This window comes from Nocardia sp. NPDC004711 (genome assembly GCF_053601595.1).
In genome coordinates, this window is the sequence record NZ_JBSGCB010000098.1 from 1 (window position 1) to 16,861 (window position 16,861).

Annotated in this window: 18 protein-coding genes; 7 read left to right on the forward strand and 11 right to left on the reverse strand. The window is 66.0% G+C overall.

The window, feature by feature from the left end:
- Positions 1-98 precede the first annotated feature (98 nt).
- A complete protein-coding gene (locus tag ACWEKS_RS46140) occupies positions 99-980 on the reverse strand; it encodes a sterol desaturase family protein (RefSeq protein ID WP_452346036.1) in 882 nt (293 codons plus the stop codon).
- Between the two features lie 140 nt (positions 981-1,120).
- Here ACWEKS_RS46140 and ACWEKS_RS46145 point away from each other — a divergent pair, with 140 nt between their 5' ends.
- The gene (locus ACWEKS_RS46145) at positions 1,121-2,281 is read left to right on the forward strand and encodes a sensor histidine kinase (RefSeq protein WP_452346037.1); all 1,161 of its coding nucleotides are present in this window, start codon (positions 1,121-1,123) and stop codon (positions 2,279-2,281) included.
- Between the two features lie 34 nt (positions 2,282-2,315).
- The gene (locus ACWEKS_RS46150) at positions 2,316-2,975 is read left to right on the forward strand and encodes a response regulator (protein ID WP_452346038.1); all 660 of its coding nucleotides are present in this window, start codon (positions 2,316-2,318) and stop codon (positions 2,973-2,975) included.
- 70 nt (positions 2,976-3,045) lie between these two features.
- On the opposite strand, the gene ACWEKS_RS46155 is transcribed toward ACWEKS_RS46150, so the two are convergent.
- Positions 3,046-3,282 carry a hypothetical protein gene (locus tag ACWEKS_RS46155; RefSeq protein ID WP_452346039.1) on the reverse strand — a complete coding sequence of 79 codons (237 nt, stop codon included), beginning with the start codon at positions 3,280-3,282 and terminating at the stop codon, positions 3,046-3,048.
- Positions 3,283-3,382: 100 nt separating this feature from the next.
- The gene (locus tag ACWEKS_RS46160) at positions 3,383-4,114 is read right to left on the reverse strand and encodes an alpha/beta hydrolase (protein ID WP_452346040.1); all 732 of its coding nucleotides are present in this window, start codon (positions 4,112-4,114) and stop codon (positions 3,383-3,385) included.
- Between the two features lie 278 nt (positions 4,115-4,392).
- Between ACWEKS_RS46160 and ACWEKS_RS46165 the strand changes: the two genes are divergently transcribed.
- On the forward strand, positions 4,393-4,878 hold the full coding sequence (locus tag ACWEKS_RS46165; protein ID WP_452346041.1) for a DUF4265 domain-containing protein: 486 nt from the start codon (positions 4,393-4,395) through the stop codon (positions 4,876-4,878).
- A 160-nt stretch (positions 4,879-5,038) separates the two neighbouring features.
- On the opposite strand, the gene ACWEKS_RS46170 is transcribed toward ACWEKS_RS46165, so the two are convergent.
- On the reverse strand, positions 5,039-5,662 hold the full coding sequence (locus ACWEKS_RS46170; RefSeq protein WP_452346042.1) for a DapH/DapD/GlmU-related protein: 624 nt from the start codon (positions 5,660-5,662) through the stop codon (positions 5,039-5,041).
- A gap of 259 nt (positions 5,663-5,921) precedes the next feature.
- Between ACWEKS_RS46170 and ACWEKS_RS46175 the strand changes: the two genes are divergently transcribed.
- Together ACWEKS_RS46175 and ACWEKS_RS46180 are read left to right on the forward strand one after the other, a co-directional pair.
- Positions 5,922-6,701 (forward strand): alpha/beta fold hydrolase, encoded by a 780-nt coding sequence (locus tag ACWEKS_RS46175; protein WP_452346043.1) that lies wholly within the window; start codon positions 5,922-5,924, stop codon positions 6,699-6,701.
- Positions 6,702-6,847: 146 nt separating this feature from the next.
- A complete protein-coding gene (locus ACWEKS_RS46180; protein ID WP_452346044.1) occupies positions 6,848-7,258 on the forward strand; it encodes a VOC family protein in 411 nt (136 codons plus the stop codon).
- 159 nt (positions 7,259-7,417) lie between these two features.
- Here ACWEKS_RS46180 and ACWEKS_RS46185 read toward each other — a convergent pair whose 3' ends face one another.
- The gene (locus ACWEKS_RS46185) at positions 7,418-8,314 is read right to left on the reverse strand and encodes a LysR family transcriptional regulator (protein ID WP_452346045.1); all 897 of its coding nucleotides are present in this window, start codon (positions 8,312-8,314) and stop codon (positions 7,418-7,420) included.
- A 48-nt stretch (positions 8,315-8,362) separates the two neighbouring features.
- Here ACWEKS_RS46185 and ACWEKS_RS46190 point away from each other — a divergent pair, with 48 nt between their 5' ends.
- Both ACWEKS_RS46190 and ACWEKS_RS46195 read left to right on the forward strand, forming a co-directional pair.
- Entirely contained in the window at positions 8,363-9,088 is a 726-nt protein-coding gene (locus ACWEKS_RS46190; protein WP_452346046.1) for an SDR family oxidoreductase, read from the forward strand.
- Positions 9,089-9,161: 73 nt separating this feature from the next.
- Positions 9,162-10,085 carry an NADP-dependent oxidoreductase gene (locus ACWEKS_RS46195; protein ID WP_452346052.1) on the forward strand — a complete coding sequence of 308 codons (924 nt, stop codon included), beginning with the start codon at positions 9,162-9,164 and terminating at the stop codon, positions 10,083-10,085.
- Between the two features lie 379 nt (positions 10,086-10,464).
- On the opposite strand, the gene ACWEKS_RS46200 is transcribed toward ACWEKS_RS46195, so the two are convergent.
- The 6 genes from ACWEKS_RS46200 to ACWEKS_RS46225 form a co-directional block, all read right to left on the reverse strand.
- The gene (locus ACWEKS_RS46200; protein ID WP_452346047.1) at positions 10,465-12,012 is read right to left on the reverse strand and encodes an amidase; all 1,548 of its coding nucleotides are present in this window, start codon (positions 12,010-12,012) and stop codon (positions 10,465-10,467) included.
- A 1,247-nt stretch (positions 12,013-13,259) separates the two neighbouring features.
- Positions 13,260-13,487: a hypothetical protein gene (locus ACWEKS_RS46205; protein WP_452346048.1), complete on the reverse strand. Its 228-nt coding sequence runs from the start codon at positions 13,485-13,487 to the stop codon at positions 13,260-13,262.
- A gap of 151 nt (positions 13,488-13,638) precedes the next feature.
- Positions 13,639-14,154: a hypothetical protein gene (locus ACWEKS_RS46210; RefSeq protein WP_452346049.1), complete on the reverse strand. Its 516-nt coding sequence runs from the start codon at positions 14,152-14,154 to the stop codon at positions 13,639-13,641.
- Positions 14,155-14,606: 452 nt separating this feature from the next.
- On the reverse strand, positions 14,607-15,278 hold the full coding sequence (locus ACWEKS_RS46215) for a TetR family transcriptional regulator (protein WP_452346050.1): 672 nt from the start codon (positions 15,276-15,278) through the stop codon (positions 14,607-14,609).
- A gap of 5 nt (positions 15,279-15,283) precedes the next feature.
- On the reverse strand, positions 15,284-15,682 hold the full coding sequence (locus tag ACWEKS_RS46220) for a hypothetical protein (protein ID WP_452346051.1): 399 nt from the start codon (positions 15,680-15,682) through the stop codon (positions 15,284-15,286).
- Between the two features lie 939 nt (positions 15,683-16,621).
- The coding region (locus ACWEKS_RS46225; RefSeq protein ID WP_452340366.1) for an LppP/LprE family lipoprotein at positions 16,622-16,861 on the reverse strand (240 nt) is incomplete at its 5' end.

A 16,861-nucleotide genomic window follows, 5' to 3' on the forward strand; every position in this document is an offset into this window, starting at 1 on the left:
TTGCTGGTGAGCTGAAACCCTGGGTGGCGGTGACGGCGGTCACATGCGTCTCACCGACGGCCGGATCGCCGAGACGAAGCGCCCCTTTTCTTATTGGGCTAGACCGCGGCCGAGACCTTTTCGAGGTCGGGGGTGGCGGCATTCTCGTGCCAGCCGGGCGGGCCGAAGATATATCCGAGACGGCCGCGCCAGGTTCGGGCAGTCCGGACATCACGGACGAGATCGACTAGTTCGGTGTAATTGACCTTGATCGGATTGTCGGTTTCGATGTCCTTGGTCAACCCGTAGCGAATCGGTTCGGTTTCCGCGGCGAAGCTGCCGAACAGGCGATCCCAGATGATCAGGATGCCACCGTAATTGGTGTCCAGATACGGCTGGTTGGAGCCGTGGTGCACACGGTGGTGGGCCGGGGTGTTGAACACGAATTCGAGGGGCCGCCACAGGGTTTTCACGCGCTGGGTGTGGATCGGGAACTGGTAGAGCAGCCCCAGCGACTGCAGGGCGAACACCATCCAGGCCGGGAAGCCCAGCAGTGCGGCGGGCACCCAGCACAGGCCGCGCACGATATTGGCGGCCGGATGCGCCCAGGGCAGCCGGATGGCGGTGGAGAAGTTGAAGAACCGGCTGGAGTGGTGGACGCTGTGCGAGGTCCACAGCAGCCGCACCCGGTGGTCGGCGCGGTGCGCCCAGTAGTAGCAGAAATCGGTGACGATCAGGCCCAGCACCCACACCCACCAGTGCGCCGGTGACAGGTGCAGCGGGGTGAAGTGCGCGGCCAGCACCACGCCGGAGAACGGAATCACCTGCGCCAGAATCGGTTTGGCAATGCGGCCGAGCACGAAGGTGGCGATGTTGGAGGTGGTGTCGCGCCGGTCGATGCCATTGGCCGGGCGGTCCGGGTCGCGCCGGTTGTCGATCCATTCGATCAACATGAGCAGCGCGAACGCCGGCAGGGCGTAGATGAACAGGTCGGCATTCACGGGCGTGCTCCTCGGCGGGGCGGTCGGGCTGCTGGCATGTGCTCGACGCTAGTGCGGTGGCGCGCGCGGATCGTCGCGCCGCCGGGGGATTCCGCGTCCCCCACACGGGGGACGGGCGGTCCCCGGGGTACCGTGCGGCCATGGATGTGACCAGGTCGCTGGCCCGGCAGTCGCTGCTGGTGGCCGCCGTCGCGGCGGCGCTGGACAGCGCCCAGATGGTGATGTGCGGTGCCTTCGGCGCCGCGCCCGCGCTGGCCGCGATCCTGACGCTGGCCACGGTGGCCGCGGATCTGGCGCTGGCCGCGCCCGCCTCGACGGCGGCCGCGGTGGCGGTGGCGCAGGTGGTGGTGAAGGTGGCGGTGGCGCTGTTCGCCCACCACTACGGCATCACCGCACGGGTTTTCGATGTCGGCTTCCTGGTCGCGGGGTATCAGGCGGGTGCGTGGCTGAGCGGGCTCAGCTCGGTGCTGACCGTGCTGCTGCTGGCCGGCGGCTCGCTGACGGTGAATCTGGTGGCGGCCATCGCGGGCGCCAACAATCCGATCCGGCTGGCGACCTTCGCGCTGGGCGCGGGCGTGGTGCCCTGGCTGGTGGGCCGGTACACCGCGGCGCGCGGAGCCTATATCGCGGAGCTGGAGCAGCGGGAGAGCCTGCGGCAGCAGGAGCAGCGGGCGGCGCTGGACCGGGCGCTGGCCGATGAGCGCGAGGCCATCGCCCGGGATCTGCACGACGTCATCTCGCATCATGTGAGCGCCATCGGGATTCATGCCGGGGTGGCGCGAATGGCGCTGTCCCGCACCGATACCGAGGCGGCGGCGCGGTCGGTGTCCGCGGTGGAGTCGAGCAGCCGCGCCGCCATGGTGGATCTGCGCCGGCAGCTGGACCTGCTGCACGGCCGCGACGACGAGGGCGAGCGGCAGCCCGGCCTGGCCGATATCGAGGACCTGGTGCAGCGGGTGCGGGACGCCGGATTGACTGTGCACGTGACGGTTTCGGGTGAGCCGCCGGTGCTGCCGGAGTCGCTGGACGTCATGCTCTACCGGGTGGTCCAGGAGCTGCTGACCAATGCGCTGCGGCACGGGCGTGATGCGGCCGTGCTGGAGATCGGTTATCTCCCGGGCGCGGTGGAGTTACGCGAGACGAATCCCATTGCGGCCCTGGAGAGCACCACCGGGGTGCCGCGCGGCCTGGACGGGATCCGCCGCCGGGTCGAACTGTTCGACGGCACCGTCGCCTACGGTGCCGACCCGTCCGGAACCCGTTGGGCCATCCGGGTTTCCGTGCCCATCGGGTCCGCATGATGCGCATGGGGACCGCAGAGCCGATCGGAGCCGCATGAGCATCACCATCCTGATCGCCGACGACCACACCGTGTTCCGCTCCGGCCTGCGCGCGGTGGTGGACGCGCACCCGGATCTGGAGTGCGTGGCCGAGGTGGGCGACGGCCGCGCCGCCATCGAGGCGGCCGCCCGCACCCATCCGGACGTGGCGATCCTGGATGTGCGCATGCCGAAGCTGGACGGGCTCGCCGCCACCGCCGCCATCGTGGCGGCGGGCGGCACCCGGGTGCTGGTGCTCACCACCTACGACAGCGAGGCCAACCTGCACCGCGCGCTGTCGGCCGGGGCCAGCGGCTTCCTGCTGAAAAGCCTTCCGCCCGAAGAACTCGTGGCCGCCATCCGGGTGGCCGTGCGCGGCGACGCCGTCATCGACCCGTCCATGACGCGCCGCCTGGCCACCCGCCTGATGACCGGCATCGCCCCGCCGGTCGAGCCACCGGAGCTGGCGCACCTCACGGCCCGCGAACGTGAGGTACTCCTACTGGTGGCAGATGCCCGCAGCAACAGCGAGATCGCCGCCGCCCTGGGCGTCGGCGAGGAAACGGTCAAAACCCACGTCTCCCGAGTCCTCGCCAAACTCGGTGTGCGCGACCGCATCCACGCCGTCGTCTACGCCCACCAACACGGCCTCGTACACCCCGACCGTCCCCACTGACGACATCACGGTATCCGGAGGCGGCCCGGTTGATCGTCCGAGCGGTCGTGCTTGGCCGGTTCGGAGTGGGTCACCTCAGCTTGCGACGAATGACGCGGTTCTCGAACATGATTCCGCCGATCAGAATTGCGAAGAGCACCGTGAAGCCGAGCCACATTGCTGTCGCCTGACCGATGGCGCCCGCGGCTAGGATCGCCGCGAACGACACGAGTAGCCGCCACGCTCGAACCAGAAACACAACCCACCCCATGTTCACGATGATCTTGTCAGGTTGATCCTGGACATGTTCTGGCACAAGGTAACTCACATATGGCACCACCGCCATCGAGGAGGGTCGGGACCTGTCCTCGATGGCGGCATCCTGGCCGGCAGCTCCTACCGTCTGCTGCCGACCCGGCGGGCCGGCCTCACTTCAGGTGCCGGGCGAAGAACCGGCTCCCGCCGTCCGCCTCGGACGCCGGGACGCCGGTATGCCCGCCCATATTGGCGTGCAGCGCCTTCTCCTCGGAGCCGAAGGCGTCGAACAGGTCCAAGGCCAGCTGCCGGTCGTTTCCCCCGTCGTCCCACTGCAACAGGACGTGCAGCGGAATGGTGACCTGCCGGGCCTCGGCGAACATGCTGCGGGGCACGAAACTCCCGGCGAACAGCAGGGCGGCGCAGATGCGCGGCTCGACCACCGCCAGCCGGAGGCCGAGGGCGATCACCCCTCCCGCGTACCCGACCGGGCCGCCGATCTCGGGCAACGCCAGGAGGGCGTCCAGGGTGGCTCGCCACTCGGGAACTGCCTGTTCGACCAGCGGGAGAATGAGGCGTTCGACGATTTCGTCGGTGACCGGTTCGCCGGCCTTCAACGCCCGGTGCAGGTCGGCGCGAGCCTGATCGGTGACGGCGGAACGGGGCCGGTCACCGCCGCCTGGGAGTTCGATCGTGGCCGCGGCGAAGCCTTCCGCCACGGCGTGCCGGGCCCGGGCCACCAGTCGGGGGTACATCTTCTGCAGTCCACCAGGGTGGCCGAGCAGGATCAGCGGGGTTGGTGCGGATGCGGATGTGGGCGTCCACAGGATGCCGGGGATCTCGCCGAGGGTGAATTCACGCTCGAGGACCTTGTCGTCCAGGCGCTTTTCGGAATTGAATTGCACGGTCGTGCCTTTCGGGAGTGCTGCTGAACGGCGCTCCCGGACGACCTATCGCCCGACCGTGACCCCGGAGGGGAGCACCCATGTCGATACTGCGTTCACGGGTACCACCTCCTCGTTCTCCGGCACGGCCTTCAGGAAAGTAGCAGTGGTCGCCGCGGTCCGCCAACCGGTTTTCACGGAGGCTCGGCACCCGGATGCCACGGAGCGAGATCAGAACTCTGGTGCCGCACGTTCGGGGCTGCCTGGGTGTCGTGAGAGTCTGATGACAGAATCCACCCGTGTCGGATGATCAGAGTGCCCGCGGCCATACGCACGTCCGGGTGCTTGCTGGGGCAGGCGCTTCCGGGGAACCCGTCTACGAGGTACTTCCCGCAAAGCTCCTGGAGCACAACGACTATGAGATTCTCGGCAGTCCCGGCCTGACCTACGATTTCGCCGCCGGAGACCATCTTCGCGTCTTTGACGACGGCGGTTTCGAAGTACTGCGCCGTGGGGGAAACCTCTGCCTGAGGGCCTACCCGACGGCCATGCCGCCCTCCGATTCCGGGATCAACACTCTCACTGCGGGATTCGAGCGACTCGGCGGACTGGTCGAGATGCCACCCGACCGACGCTTCATCGTGATCACAGTGCCGGTCGCGGTCGGTTTTCCTGCGATAGAGGATGTAATCGAGGGATGGGCGACCGAGCACGGCTGGGCATGGGGGTACGGCAACGTCTACGACGAAGACGACAACCCTCTCGGCTGGTGGATCAACACCTGAGCCGCTCCGATGTACGGCATTCGACATGAGCGCGCACCGCTGGCGGTCGTACAGCGCTCTGCCCGTTGATCTTCCGATGCCCGCGCTGGCCGATTCGGTCAGCGCGGTATGCGGCAGAATAGTGCGTTCAGCAGCAAAGTGGAACCGCTGCTGCCTCGCGCTACCAATCTCGGCGCACCGCGGCCTTGGGGCCAGCCACCAAGCTCCTCGCTGGCACGTCATCGGCCACGACTGCACCTGCGGCGACCACGGCGTCACGCCCGATGCTGACCCCGGGCAGGATCATCGCCCCGGCACCGATCCATACGTTCTCCGCCACATCGATCGGTGCACCGGTGAGGAATCGGCGCCGTTCCTCCGGGTCGACCGGGTGGCCCATGGTGATGAACGTAGCCTTCGGGCCGATCATCACGCCCCTGCCCAACCTGATACCGGCGTAGTCCAGGAAAGTACACCCCTGATTGATGAACACGCGCTCGGCCAAGTCGAGGTGCAGTCCATGGTCGGTGTAGAAGGGTGGGTAAATCGTGACTGCTGCTGGGAGAGGGCGGCCCAGGATCTGTTCGAGCAGGGCTGCCTTTCCGGTCTCGTCGTCGAAGGGCAGGATGTTGAGACGGGAGGTCAACTCCGTGACCTGCACAACCCGCTCGTGCATCGCTTTGAACTCGGCACCGAGAACCCGTTCGCCCTGGGCAAGGAGCGCGGCATCGTGGATGAGCATGAGGTTGTCGCTGGCCATCCCGCCATACTTGCGCATCCGACCGGCGAATGGATACTCGGTCATCGGCATTACGGTACGTTCGTCCGGACTCGGATGGCAACGGCCAGTTGATCTTCCGCCGGACCACACTGGCCGGTTCGGTCAGCGCGGCGCGCTGCAGAAGAGGATGTTCCGCGCGGCCGTGTATCTGGTTCGCGAGTGACATGTGAGTCTTGCCCGTTGTCGGAATGCGCGGTGGGCGAACAACGTTGGGTTTGCGCTGACGGGCTGCGCGAATGCTTCGTGTCTCTGCGGACCCGCAGATGTATGTCAAGATCGAAACGTGGCGGTTTGCATCGAGAGCGTCGTGTCGGCCGACGGGACGCGCATTGTCTTTCAGACGCAAGGGGCGGGGCCGACGCTGGTGATCGTTCCCGGCGCGTTGGTCACCTTGGACACGTATCTGGAGCTGGCCGGGCTGCTGGCTCCGGATTACCGGGTCGTCGTGATCGAACGACGTGAATACGGATCGAGCGGAAACGGCCCGCGCCCAGCGGAGTTCGCCGCGCAAGCCGCCGATCTGGCGGCGGTCCTGGCCGCGGTGGGTGAACCTGCTTTCGTCTTCGGTCACTCGGCGGGCGGTCTGGTCGCCTTGGAGGCGATGCAGCGGGATGCGTCGATGGTGCGGCGTCTTGCACTGTACGAGCCCCCGGTCGCGCTCGCCGGCCCTCCATTGACGCCGACGCTCGAGAAGATTCGGCTCCACATGGAGAGCGGACGGCCCGAGGACGCGATCATCGAATTCTTCACCGCCATTATCGATCCCGTCCCTCCCCACGCGGCCCTGCAACCGCTCGCGGACGCTCTCGCCTTCCGCGCGCCCGGATTGGTCGCCGATCTCGAATGCCTCACGGCGATGGACCCCGATATCGCATCCTGGTCGGCCATCGAGTTGCCCACCCTTCTCCTCGCCGGCGAGATCACCGATCCGTACGGCACAGCCAGCGTTGACCTACTCCAGGGGGCGCTGCCCGATGCCCGCACCGTCACCTTGCCCGGACAACGTCATCACCCCGACGACGTCCCCGCGGTGGCCGGCGTACTGCGCGAATTCTTCCGCTGAACAGGCTGGCCGCAGCGGTGGCGTGCAACCGGAATCGGTGAAGCGGCCGCGTCATCGGTTGTGCGGCAACAGACATCGATCTCGCTCGCAACCTCACGTGAACAGTTGATTGACCTGAACCGCGCTCGAGGTTGCACAGTGGCCGGATGCGGCTGAATCAGATCACGATCGGTACCACCGACCTGCGCCGGTCCGAGCGGTTCTATGAACTGCTCGGACTCCAGCTGATCGTCAAAGACGACCACTACCTGCGGTTCCAATGTCCTGAGGGCGACAGCACGTTTTCGGTCGAGTTGGTGGACTCCGTGCCCGGCGGCGCGCAGGTGTCCATCTACTTCGAGTCCGATGACCTCGACGACCAATGCGCCCGGCTACGCGCTGCGGGCGTGGATTTCGACAGCCTGCCCGCCGACATGTCGTGGCTGTGGCGAGAGGCATGGCTGCGCGATCCCGACGGCCACCGTCTTTGCCTGTTCTACGCCGGAGCCAATCGCCTGAATCCGCCATGGCGGATCCCCGACCCGGCATCGTGGCCAAGTCCCGGGGCGGCGGAATAATCGCCCGCATGCGAACAGCTCGGGACCGTCGATGTCACGTGTTCCCGCACTGGAATTCGGCAAAACGGACGCTTTGAGCCGCGAGCATTCTCGGCGCCGGCCGGGTACGCGCCGGCCGGTTCGGTCAGCGCGGTGCACGGCCGCTGCGGATGTTATCGGCTAGAGGCGTATCGCCGTACGGACGAGGTCGGCGACGGCTTTGGATCTGCTGTGTGGTGGCCAGGCGATGACGGTCGTGACGGCCGGTGCGTCCGGCACCGGCACGATGGCGTGATCGTCGCGTAGTTGGGCTCGGAGCGACTCGGGCATGACCGCGCAGGCCCGTCCGAGCCTGATCAGCTGGATCAACTGGGTGTGGTCGCGAACCTGCGGGCCGGGGCCGTCCGGATAACTTCCATCCGGTCGAGGCCAGCGCGGCAGGGGCAGGTCCGTCAGGGCGTTGACCTCGGCCATCGACATGTGGGGTCGGTTGGCGAGGGGGTGCCCGGCGGGCAGGACCACGACCTGTTGTTCGGTGTGCAGGTCCTCGGTGTCGAATCCGGCCGTCGTGTCGTAGGGCCGGAGGAGCAGAGCAACGTCGGCACGCCCGTTGCGTAGCAGGTTTTCCGGTTCGCCGGGCCCGCACAGCACCACCTCGACCGCGACAGCGCAGGGGTCGGCGGCGTAGGCGTCCAGCAGCTTCGACAACAGCTCGCTGGACGCTCCTGCCTTGGTGGCCAGCACCACGCCGGGCCGGTCGGCAGCGGCGCGGCGGGTGCGGCGCTCGGCGGCTTCGACCGCTTCGAGGGCGAGGCGGGCCTCCCGCAGCAGCACCGACCCGGCCTTGGTCAACGTGATCGCGCGGGAATTGCGGTGCAGCAGAACGACTCCGAGCCGCCGTTCCAGCTGCTGGATCGCCCGCGACAGCGGTGGTTGCGCCATCGAGAGCCGTTGCGCCGCCCGCCCGAAGTGCAATTCTTCGGCGACGGCGACGAAGTATCGCAACTCCCGCGTCTCCACCGTGTCATCGTATCCGGCGCTCACCACGACCAATACCCGTGCGGTATCGTCGCCCACCCGATCGGTGTTGGATGCCCCACCCGAGTCCGCAGCATGATCGACGGCATGAGTGAACCGACGATTGCGCTGGTGACCGGCGCGAACAAAGGAATCGGATACGAGATCGCGGCGGGCCTGGGCGCCCTCGGCTGGCGAATCGGTGTGGGCGCGAGGGATCGGCAACGCCGCGAGACCGCGGTGGAGAAGTTGCGCGCGGCCGGAACCGATGCGTTCGCCGTGCCGCTCGACGTGACCGACGACGCGAGTGTGGCAGCGGCGGCCGAGTTGATCGCCGACCATGCCGGAGGGCTCGATGTTCTGGTCAACAATGCCGCGATCACCGGTGGTTCGCCGCAGACACCGACCACGGTCGATCCCGCGACCGTGCGAGCTGTGGTGGAAACCAACGTGATCGGGGTCATCCGGGTCACCAACGCGATGCTGCCGCTGCTGCGCGCGTCGGCCTCACCGCGAATCGTCAACATGTCCAGCAGTGTCGGCTCGCTCGCCCTGCACACCACGCCCGGCATCGACATGGGCCCGGTTCCCACTGCGTACTTGGCCTCGAAGACGTTCCTCAACGCCGTCACTATCCAATACGTCAAGGAACTGAGCGGCACCAACATCCTGATCAATTCCGGCTGCCCCGGTTTCACCGCCACCGATCTCAACGGCTTCCAAGGCGTCCGCACACCACAGCAGGGGGCGGCGATCGCGATTCACCTCGCGACCCTGCCCGACGACGGACCGACCGGCGGATTCTTCGACGACGCCGGAACAGTGCCCTGGTGATGGGCACGCCGGTGCGAACCATTCCCGTTCTCGAAGTCAGCCGCGCATGGCGCTCCGGAGGAGAAGCAAGACAATGACAAAAGCAGTCAGGTACGACGAATTCGGCGGAATCGACGTCCTGCGGATCGAGGAGGTCGACCGTCCCGTGCCCGGGGAAGGGCAGGTCCTCGTGCAGGTGAGAGCAGCCGGCATCAACCCCGGTGAGGCGGCATTGCGCACCGGCGCGATGACGGACATCTTTCCCTCCATCTTTCCCTCCGGGCAGGGCAGCGATCTCGCCGGAGTCGTCGTCGAGATCGGCGCCGGAGCCGGCCGATTCGCGCCCGGTGACGAGGTGATCGGATTCTCCGAGCGGCGCAGCGCCCAGGCCGAGCTGGTCCTCGTCGATGTCGACAACCTCACCCCCAAACCGAAGAACGTCCCATGGGAAGTGGCGGGCGGCCTATACATTGCCGGCGTGACTGCATGGGGGGCAGTGCATTCCGTACGGCTCGAGCAGGGCGAGAGCGTCGTCGTCTCCGGAGCCGCCGGAGGAGTCGGCTCACTCGCCGTTCAGCTCGCGCGTCGTGCCGGAGCCACGGTTATCGGTCTGGCGAGCGAGCGCAACCACGAGTGGCTGCAAAGCCACGGCGTAATCCCCGTCGCATACGGTGACGGCGTCATGGACCGGATCAAGGCCGCCGCACCGGGCGGCATCCATGCTTTCATCGACACCTACGGCGACGGGTACGTCGAACTTGCCCTCGCTCTCGGCGTCGCAATCGAGCGGATCGACACCATCATCGATTTCCCAGCAGCCGCAAAGTATGGGGTCAAAACCGAACCCGGGCCCAACGGCAGGCCGGGCGCCGAGGTCCTCGCCGAACTGGCCGGCCTGATCGCCGACGGACACCTCGAAGTCCCGATCGCGAACGTCTACCCGTTGACGCAGGTTCGTCAGGCCTACACCGAACTCGAACGCAGACACACCCACGGCAAAATCGTTCTGAGGCCCTAGCCGGCGCCACACGCACGCCAGCGGAGGGTCGGCCGCCCGGGATGCCTGCGGCCCGTTGATCTTCCGTGGTGTCGCGCTGGCCGGTTCGGTCAGCGCGGTATGCGGCAGTTCAGTGCGTTCATCGGCCAACTGGCCTGCAGCCCAGCCATCGAGTGGCACACCCTGGAGACGATTTGCTCGAAATCGCCTCCAAGAGGTGCCACTCGCGATCGACCAGGCGAACTGGCTTCGCGCCGAGATGAGTTCGGTGCGTTGATTTACGGTAGGGCGCATGGCTGACTCGGACCGCGCGGGACTTCTGTGACGATTCTCGGTTCGTTATGGTCGGTTGCGATTTCGGCGGGCGCTTCGTCCCCGGGTGGACACCCGGTGGTGCGCCTTAACTCGGCGCCTGGAAGCCGCCGATCTTCTGCTCGAGTAGTTCGGCCAGTCGCAGCGGGGTGCGGTCCTCGAACATCGGACCGATGAGCTGCACTCCTACCGGCAGCCCCTCGGGTGACCGGCCCGCTGGGATGGCGGTGGCGGGCAGGCCGGGCATGGTGGCCATACCGGCCCAGACGAGCTGGTCGAAGTACGGGTACTCGACGCCGTCGATGTCGATGTGCCGGTTCTCCAGACCCCCGTTGTGGTTGTGCGGGAAGGCGGGAGTGGGTGTGATGGGGCACACCACGGCATCGAACTCGGCGAAGAGCTGCCGCCAGCCGTGGCGGTGGAGTTCGCGACGGTTGTTCGCCTCGACCCAGCCACGGTGGCTGAGCACCATGCCGCGCAGCCGCGCCGCATCGAGACTCCGGTCGTCCGCGCTCAGGGCGGCGGCGTGGGTCTGCAGCTGTTCGTACACGTCGACGGAAAGACTTGCGGCGGCGTTCGACAGCATCAGCTGCAGGTAGAGCGTCGCCGCTTCGGTCGGATCGGGCAGCAGCGGACTGTGCCGTTCGACGCGGGCGCCCTCGTCGACGAGCGCCTCGGCGACCCGGTTCACGCCCGCCCGCACCGCCGATCCGGTCGGAATGAGCGGATGGTCCTCGATGATCAGGACACGGAAGTCGGCCAGCCGCTCGTGGCGCGCGGGCGGCAGTGCGATGTCGTAGGCGACGCCGTGGGTCAGCGGGTCCGGTCCGGCCATCACGTCGAGCAGCAGCGTGAGGTCGCGGGCGGTGCGCGCCATCGGGCCGACAACAGCAAGGTCGAGGTCGATCGGCAAGGCCTGCGCGGGCGGCGCGACCATGCCGCGGGTCGGCGCCAGTCCGAGTGTCGGCTTGTGTGCGTAGATGCCGCAGAAATGCGCGGGGGTGCGCAGCGAACCGGCGAGGTCCGAGCCGATGGACAGCGCGCCGAATCCGCACGCCAGGGCCGCCGCCGACCCGCCGGAGGATCCGCCCGACGTGCGGCCGTGATCCCACGGGTTGTTGGTGGTGCCGTAGATCTCGTTGAAGCTCTGGATATCTCGCAGCATCAACGGCACATTCGTCTTCCCGAGCACCACCGCGCCGGCCGCCTTCAGCCGCGACACCTGTACCGCGTCCTCGGCCGGGACATAGTTCGCGTGCTGCGGCATGCCCCAGGTCGTGGGCAGCCCGGCCATGTCGTAGGACTCCTTGACCGTCACCGGGATACCGAGCAACGGCCGGTCCTCGCCGCGGGCGCGCGCCTGGTCGGCACGATGTGCGGCGGCCCGCGCACGATCGAAATCCGGCACACAGATCGCGTTGATCGCCTTGTCGTCCCGCTCGATACGGGCGATCGCCTCGTCGGTCAGTTCCACCGATGTCACCTCACCGGCACGCAACGCAGCTGAAAGCTCTTCGGCCGACCGAAAATTCCACTCCATGAATCCGACGTTATTGGTCTGCCTCAGAAGACATAAAATGCCGCTTTGCACAACGGGAAGGTCGAACGGGCCACCTTCACCGGCGATGTCACGCACTCGATCCGTCACCAGAGGTGGCCCACCCCAGGTCATGGTGTTGGCAGTGGGCTCGCGCCCTTGGCACAAGCCATGAAATGCCGTTTCGCACAACGGGATAGATATCTCAGTACTCGTCGTGTTCCTCTCGGGCTGAAAGACTGTTCGTCGACCGGCGGCGTGGTGGCGCGCGGCGAGTTCGGTATCGGCGCAGAAGTTCAGAAAACCCTCATCGGGAGACCCTCGAGTACTTCGCGAGGCTGCGAACCGATGTGTACCCGGACAGCTTCATCAGCATCGGAATGTCCGGTCCTCGGCAGTAGCGGACGTTCCGCCGACCTCGGATCGGCACGGCCAGTTGATCTTCCGATGCCCCGTCGGCCGGTACGGTCAGCGCGGTATATGGCAGTAGCGTGCGTTTGCTGGGTGTCCGGTGCGTGATCGAACACCACGGTTCGGGCCACGAAAATGTGGTTGCTCAGATCGGGTCGTCTCAGGCAGCGATCGCATGCTGTGCAGGACACCGATGGGCGGACTGGGGTGGGCAGGTGAATCGCGCGTGGCCGATCCGAGCCACGCGCCACGCGGCAGGAACATGCGCTGCCATGCGGGCATGGACGGCCAGCCTAACCGTTCTAAACATGCACTACAGCTGAGGAATTCGCGCGAAACGGGCTGTTGCAAAATGCGCCGAGTCGGCGATTGTGACGTCACGTCGGGGGGCAAATGACCTGCGGCCCTGCATGATCGGTCGACAGCGGTCCACGTAGACATGTGACTCAGGTCATGGCTGAAATCCGCGCCTAATTTGCAACAGCCCGGAAATCGCTGTTCTACAGCGGATTGTGCGGGATTGCACCGGTCGAACGGAACTCGGCATGTGTGGATACTGGCTGGCCTCGGATCGGCAACGGCCGGTTGATCTTCCGCGGTGCCGCGCTGACCGATTCGGTCAGTGCGACCAGCGGCAGTGTAGGACGTTGGGTGCCGAGTAGCCGACCGCCGGGTGATCCCACCATTTGTGGTCCTTCTCGGTATGCGGCCATATCGCATCATGTGGCGCACTCTCACCCCTCCCTGAATAGAAGAATGGCCCTGACCATATGAAATGGTCAGGGCTTTCTTGTGTCTCAACCACACGTCGGGGTGACTTTGGAACCTGTGGTGAGTCGATGATCGGCTCGTCGCCGGAGCAACCCGTCCAGGTCAGTCTCGACTCATCGTCCCGACGCTACCTGCCGGACGAGGCAGGGGCACGGACCCGCGGGTCAGTTGTCGTTGTGGAACAGCAGCCTTCCGATCATGTCGCCGATGGCGTGGCCGGAGCCGGCGGCGCTACCCGAGCCGTACGCGCTGATGTCGGAGTTCTGCTGGGTGCCGTTGTTGATCGGCTGCAGCTGCACATCGGCACCCGCGGTGCCAGCGTTGGTCACGATGGCGGCGGCGATAGCGGCCGTGCCCAACGCCATACGGACGAGTGCGTTCTTGACGTTCATGGTTACCTCCCCGTGCCGCCCGTAGGCGGCGAAAAATGGTCTTGAAGCCAGCGTTGGTGACGTTGGTCAGCAGAGCGACGCGTGGCGCTACCGCGGACGCTCTGCGGACTGTCGAAAGCCCTGACAAGCCAGGGCTTCCGGCAGGGTGTTACTACTTCTGGGCCGAAAGGCTGCTGAGGAGACCGCCGATCACCGGAATGGAACTCGCACTACCGGTTCCCGTTCCGGTTCCAGCCGGAGGGGCTGTGCAGCTCGAACCAGCGGGAGCGCTCTGGACAACGTTGATCGGTGCCATCGACAGCCGTACGGTGCCCACACCGGTCCATTCGCCGTAGGCGACTGCGGAGACGGTGGTCTGCGCAGCCTGGGAAGGCGTCCACTGCACTGTGACGTCCTGGCCCTTGGTCCAGGTCACCAGGCCAATGGTGCCGCCGGTGCCGGTGTAGTTGTAGTTGAAATCGATCTGATCCAGCGACGGGTTCGTCTCCAGCGCTGCGGCATCGGCGGCTGGCAGGGTGATCGTGTAAGTGGTGCCGACGCAATAGGCTTGCGACGGGGTAATGGTCATGGCTGCCGATGCGGTCGTAGCCGAAACGATGGTGGCCACCCCCATCGCCGCGACTGCGGCGAGACCGACGGTCGAACGAGCAAGGACCGACATTCTCATACTTCACTCCCCGGTTGTCGAAAATCCCCATGTATCAAGGGGACTGGCGCAGCATATCGAAAGTGACTGACATCTATTTCAGAGTGACCGTCGCACCGATTGAGACAGGCGAACGGGCCACCACCCACACCAGGCGTGAACTCCCTTGATCCTTCCTTTCCGGTCATCCTCACTGGACCGCGATGCCGGAGTTGTTCCTCGTCGCGGAGAGCCCTGCCGCCGGTGTGTGCGACGTTGACGGTTGCGGCCTTGCGGTGGCGCCGCGCGAGGCTGTGTGGCTGCGACAGTGGCACCCGCGACGAGTCGGCAAGCCGAAACACATTGTGGTCAAGCATCGATCGCCCTGCATTCGGCAGGTCAGTGGTTCGGCGGGCCGAGATGGTCTCGGCCCGTTGACCTTCGGCTACCCGCTTCGGCGATGGGGCTGATGCCTTCGTCGGCGGTGTGCCTGATCAGTTGCTGAGGTCCTGGATGAGATCCAGGGCTGGGTATAGGACGGGGCGCAGTGGACGGAGTCTCGACAGCGCCACGATGCGTTCGACCAGTGGGGCGGTTCGGCGGATCAGCAGTCGGGTGCGTTCCTGGTCAGGGCTGCGGTCGTGGACCCAGAACAGGACGATGCCCATGTGGGCCAGCCACAGCAGATTCGGTAGCTCGGCCATCAGCCGCTTGTCGCCCTTGGCATCTGTGCCGATGACCATGTCGCTCATGATGGCGGTGGATGTCTGTCGGGCGGGTCGGCTTTCGTCGCTGAATGGGCTGAGCGGGCTGGTGGGTTCGGCGGCGATGGCGAAGAATTTGCCGCCGAACTCGTGGTAGGGCGCGGCTACATCGACGAAGGCCAGTTCCATCGTCAGCCATCGGGCGGCGAGGGAGTCGCTGCGGGGCCCTTGCTCGACCCGCTGTTGGTGCAGGGCCTGGATGTGCTGGTAGAAACCCTGGACCAGGTGTTCCTTGGATGTGAAGTAGTAGTAGGCGTTGCCGACGCTGACACCGGCTTCGCCCGCGATCGCACGCATGGTGGTCTTCGTATAGCCGTTCTGCTCGAACAGGCGCAGGGCGGCGTCGATGATCTGCTGGCGAGTTTCCTCACCGCGTGCGGTCGCGGGCTCGGGGCGGGGCATGGGGCTCAGGCTAGCTGGGCGGCGTCGACCGGAACCGGCGGGACACCGGCCTGCTGCTCCTTGTGCCGGCTGCGGCGGATCTTGTTCAGGGCGATCAGGTTTGCGAAGTGCATGCCGCCCAGTACGAGCAGGACCCTGCCAAGTTTCATGGCGAGTTCCTCGATTGCGACGCGCGCATCGCCGACTGGGACGCTGATGCGCAAAGCCAGTGCGACGAAGCCTGCGTTGACGAGCCAGAACCCGATGACCAGCAGATGATTCACGGCTTCGGCCAGGTCGCTGTCTCCATTCATGACATCCACCAGAAATCGTGCGCCGGTGCGATGCAAGACCCGCGCCACCCAGAACGTGACCGCCAAACTGACGGTCGTGTAGATCGCATATGTGACGACGACAAGATTCATTGTCCCAGCTCCCCGCTTATTTGAACGTGTTCAACTACGAGACTAAGTCATTTTTTGAACGTGTTCAAGTATGAGCAGCGCAACACGTTGAGCGCCGAAGTCTGCGCCCACCATGGCATCTGCATGCGATGCATGACCGTCACCGGTCAGCTCGGCGGCACCGTCGCTTTCGCTGCCGTACGGTCCCGGCCCATACCCGATGAACCCCCAAGGCTTCTGACCCGTCCTCCGGCGGCCCACCAAACTTCGGCGAATTCCGTGCGGCGCGGGCGCGTCGGCCACGATCGTCCGGCTTGCGCTCCACTCGGACACATCAAAGGGCCCTCCGCATCGGCAAGACCAATGGGCATCCGCTCACCCTTGATACGCAGCTCCCTCCAGCGTGGGAAGCCGCAGGGAGCGGATACTCGGCGTGCCGCGTGAGCGTCTGTCGTTGTGGTCCAGCAACGGGCCAGGCTTCGAGTGGTCCTGAACGTGCAATCAGGCCGAGCCACCGTCGGAAAACTGATGACCTACATGGGACTTTGCACGATGAAGCCCATTGCGCGCGCTGCACGGAACTCGGCAATACAGTGCGTTCGGGCGCGATCAGCGGTGTTGCTCGGCGGCGGCTTTCCCACCAGTAGGTCGCCGCGACCGTCGCGTAGGCGGCGGCCACCGCCACCACGGGCATGAGGATCGCGATTGTCACCAACAGGGTCATCGACATGAGCTGCTCCCACCGCAGAAGGGTCCCCGCCACACTGCGGCCGATATCGCACTCGCGTTATTCCGAATAGTCTGTGCCTCAACACATCTCGAGCCACCAAACATGTGGCTCGTCCCGCATGATCAGCGCGCCGGATGATCCTCGGCATCGCCCGCGTCACCGCCAGTGCCCCGGGCGAGCCGAACCGACATCCCTGCACGGCACGCGCTGCTGGTCCAACTCGCCGATGCTCAATTGCTCGGCGGGAACTGCCCCTTCGCCACCACCTTGCCACCCGAGAGTGTGAAGGTCACCACGCTGGGTCCGCCGCTCGGGCAGCACAGGGCGTCACTGGATTTCGCCCACTTGTACTGCACCGAGACGGTATTCGCGGTCTTTCCGATGACCTCGGTGTAGCCGTAGGGGTTGGACGTCGCGGTACCCAGGTAGGTGCCGTTGGTGAAGAACAGGACATGGATGTAGGGGTGAAT

Coding starts and splice junctions, on each gene's coding strand:
- ACWEKS_RS46145 (WP_452346037.1), top strand. CDS start 1,121: ATGGATGTGACCAGGTCGCTGGCCCGGCAGTCGCTGCTGGTGGCCGCC.
- ACWEKS_RS46150 (WP_452346038.1), top strand. CDS start 2,316: ATGAGCATCACCATCCTGATCGCCGACGACCACACCGTGTTCCGCTCC.
- ACWEKS_RS46170 (WP_452346042.1), bottom strand. CDS start 5,662: ATGACCGAGTATCCATTCGCCGGTCGGATGCGCAAGTATGGCGGGATG.
- ACWEKS_RS46180 (WP_452346044.1), top strand. CDS start 6,848: ATGCGGCTGAATCAGATCACGATCGGTACCACCGACCTGCGCCGGTCC.
- ACWEKS_RS46190 (WP_452346046.1), top strand. CDS start 8,363: ATGAGTGAACCGACGATTGCGCTGGTGACCGGCGCGAACAAAGGAATC.
- ACWEKS_RS46195 (WP_452346052.1), top strand. CDS start 9,162: ATGACAAAAGCAGTCAGGTACGACGAATTCGGCGGAATCGACGTCCTG.
- ACWEKS_RS46205 (WP_452346048.1), bottom strand. CDS start 13,487: ATGAACGTCAAGAACGCACTCGTCCGTATGGCGTTGGGCACGGCCGCT.
- ACWEKS_RS46210 (WP_452346049.1), bottom strand. CDS start 14,154: ATGAGAATGTCGGTCCTTGCTCGTTCGACCGTCGGTCTCGCCGCAGTC.
- ACWEKS_RS46215 (WP_452346050.1), bottom strand. CDS start 15,278: ATGCCCCGCCCCGAGCCCGCGACCGCACGCGGTGAGGAAACTCGCCAG.
- ACWEKS_RS46220 (WP_452346051.1), bottom strand. CDS start 15,682: ATGAATCTTGTCGTCGTCACATATGCGATCTACACGACCGTCAGTTTG.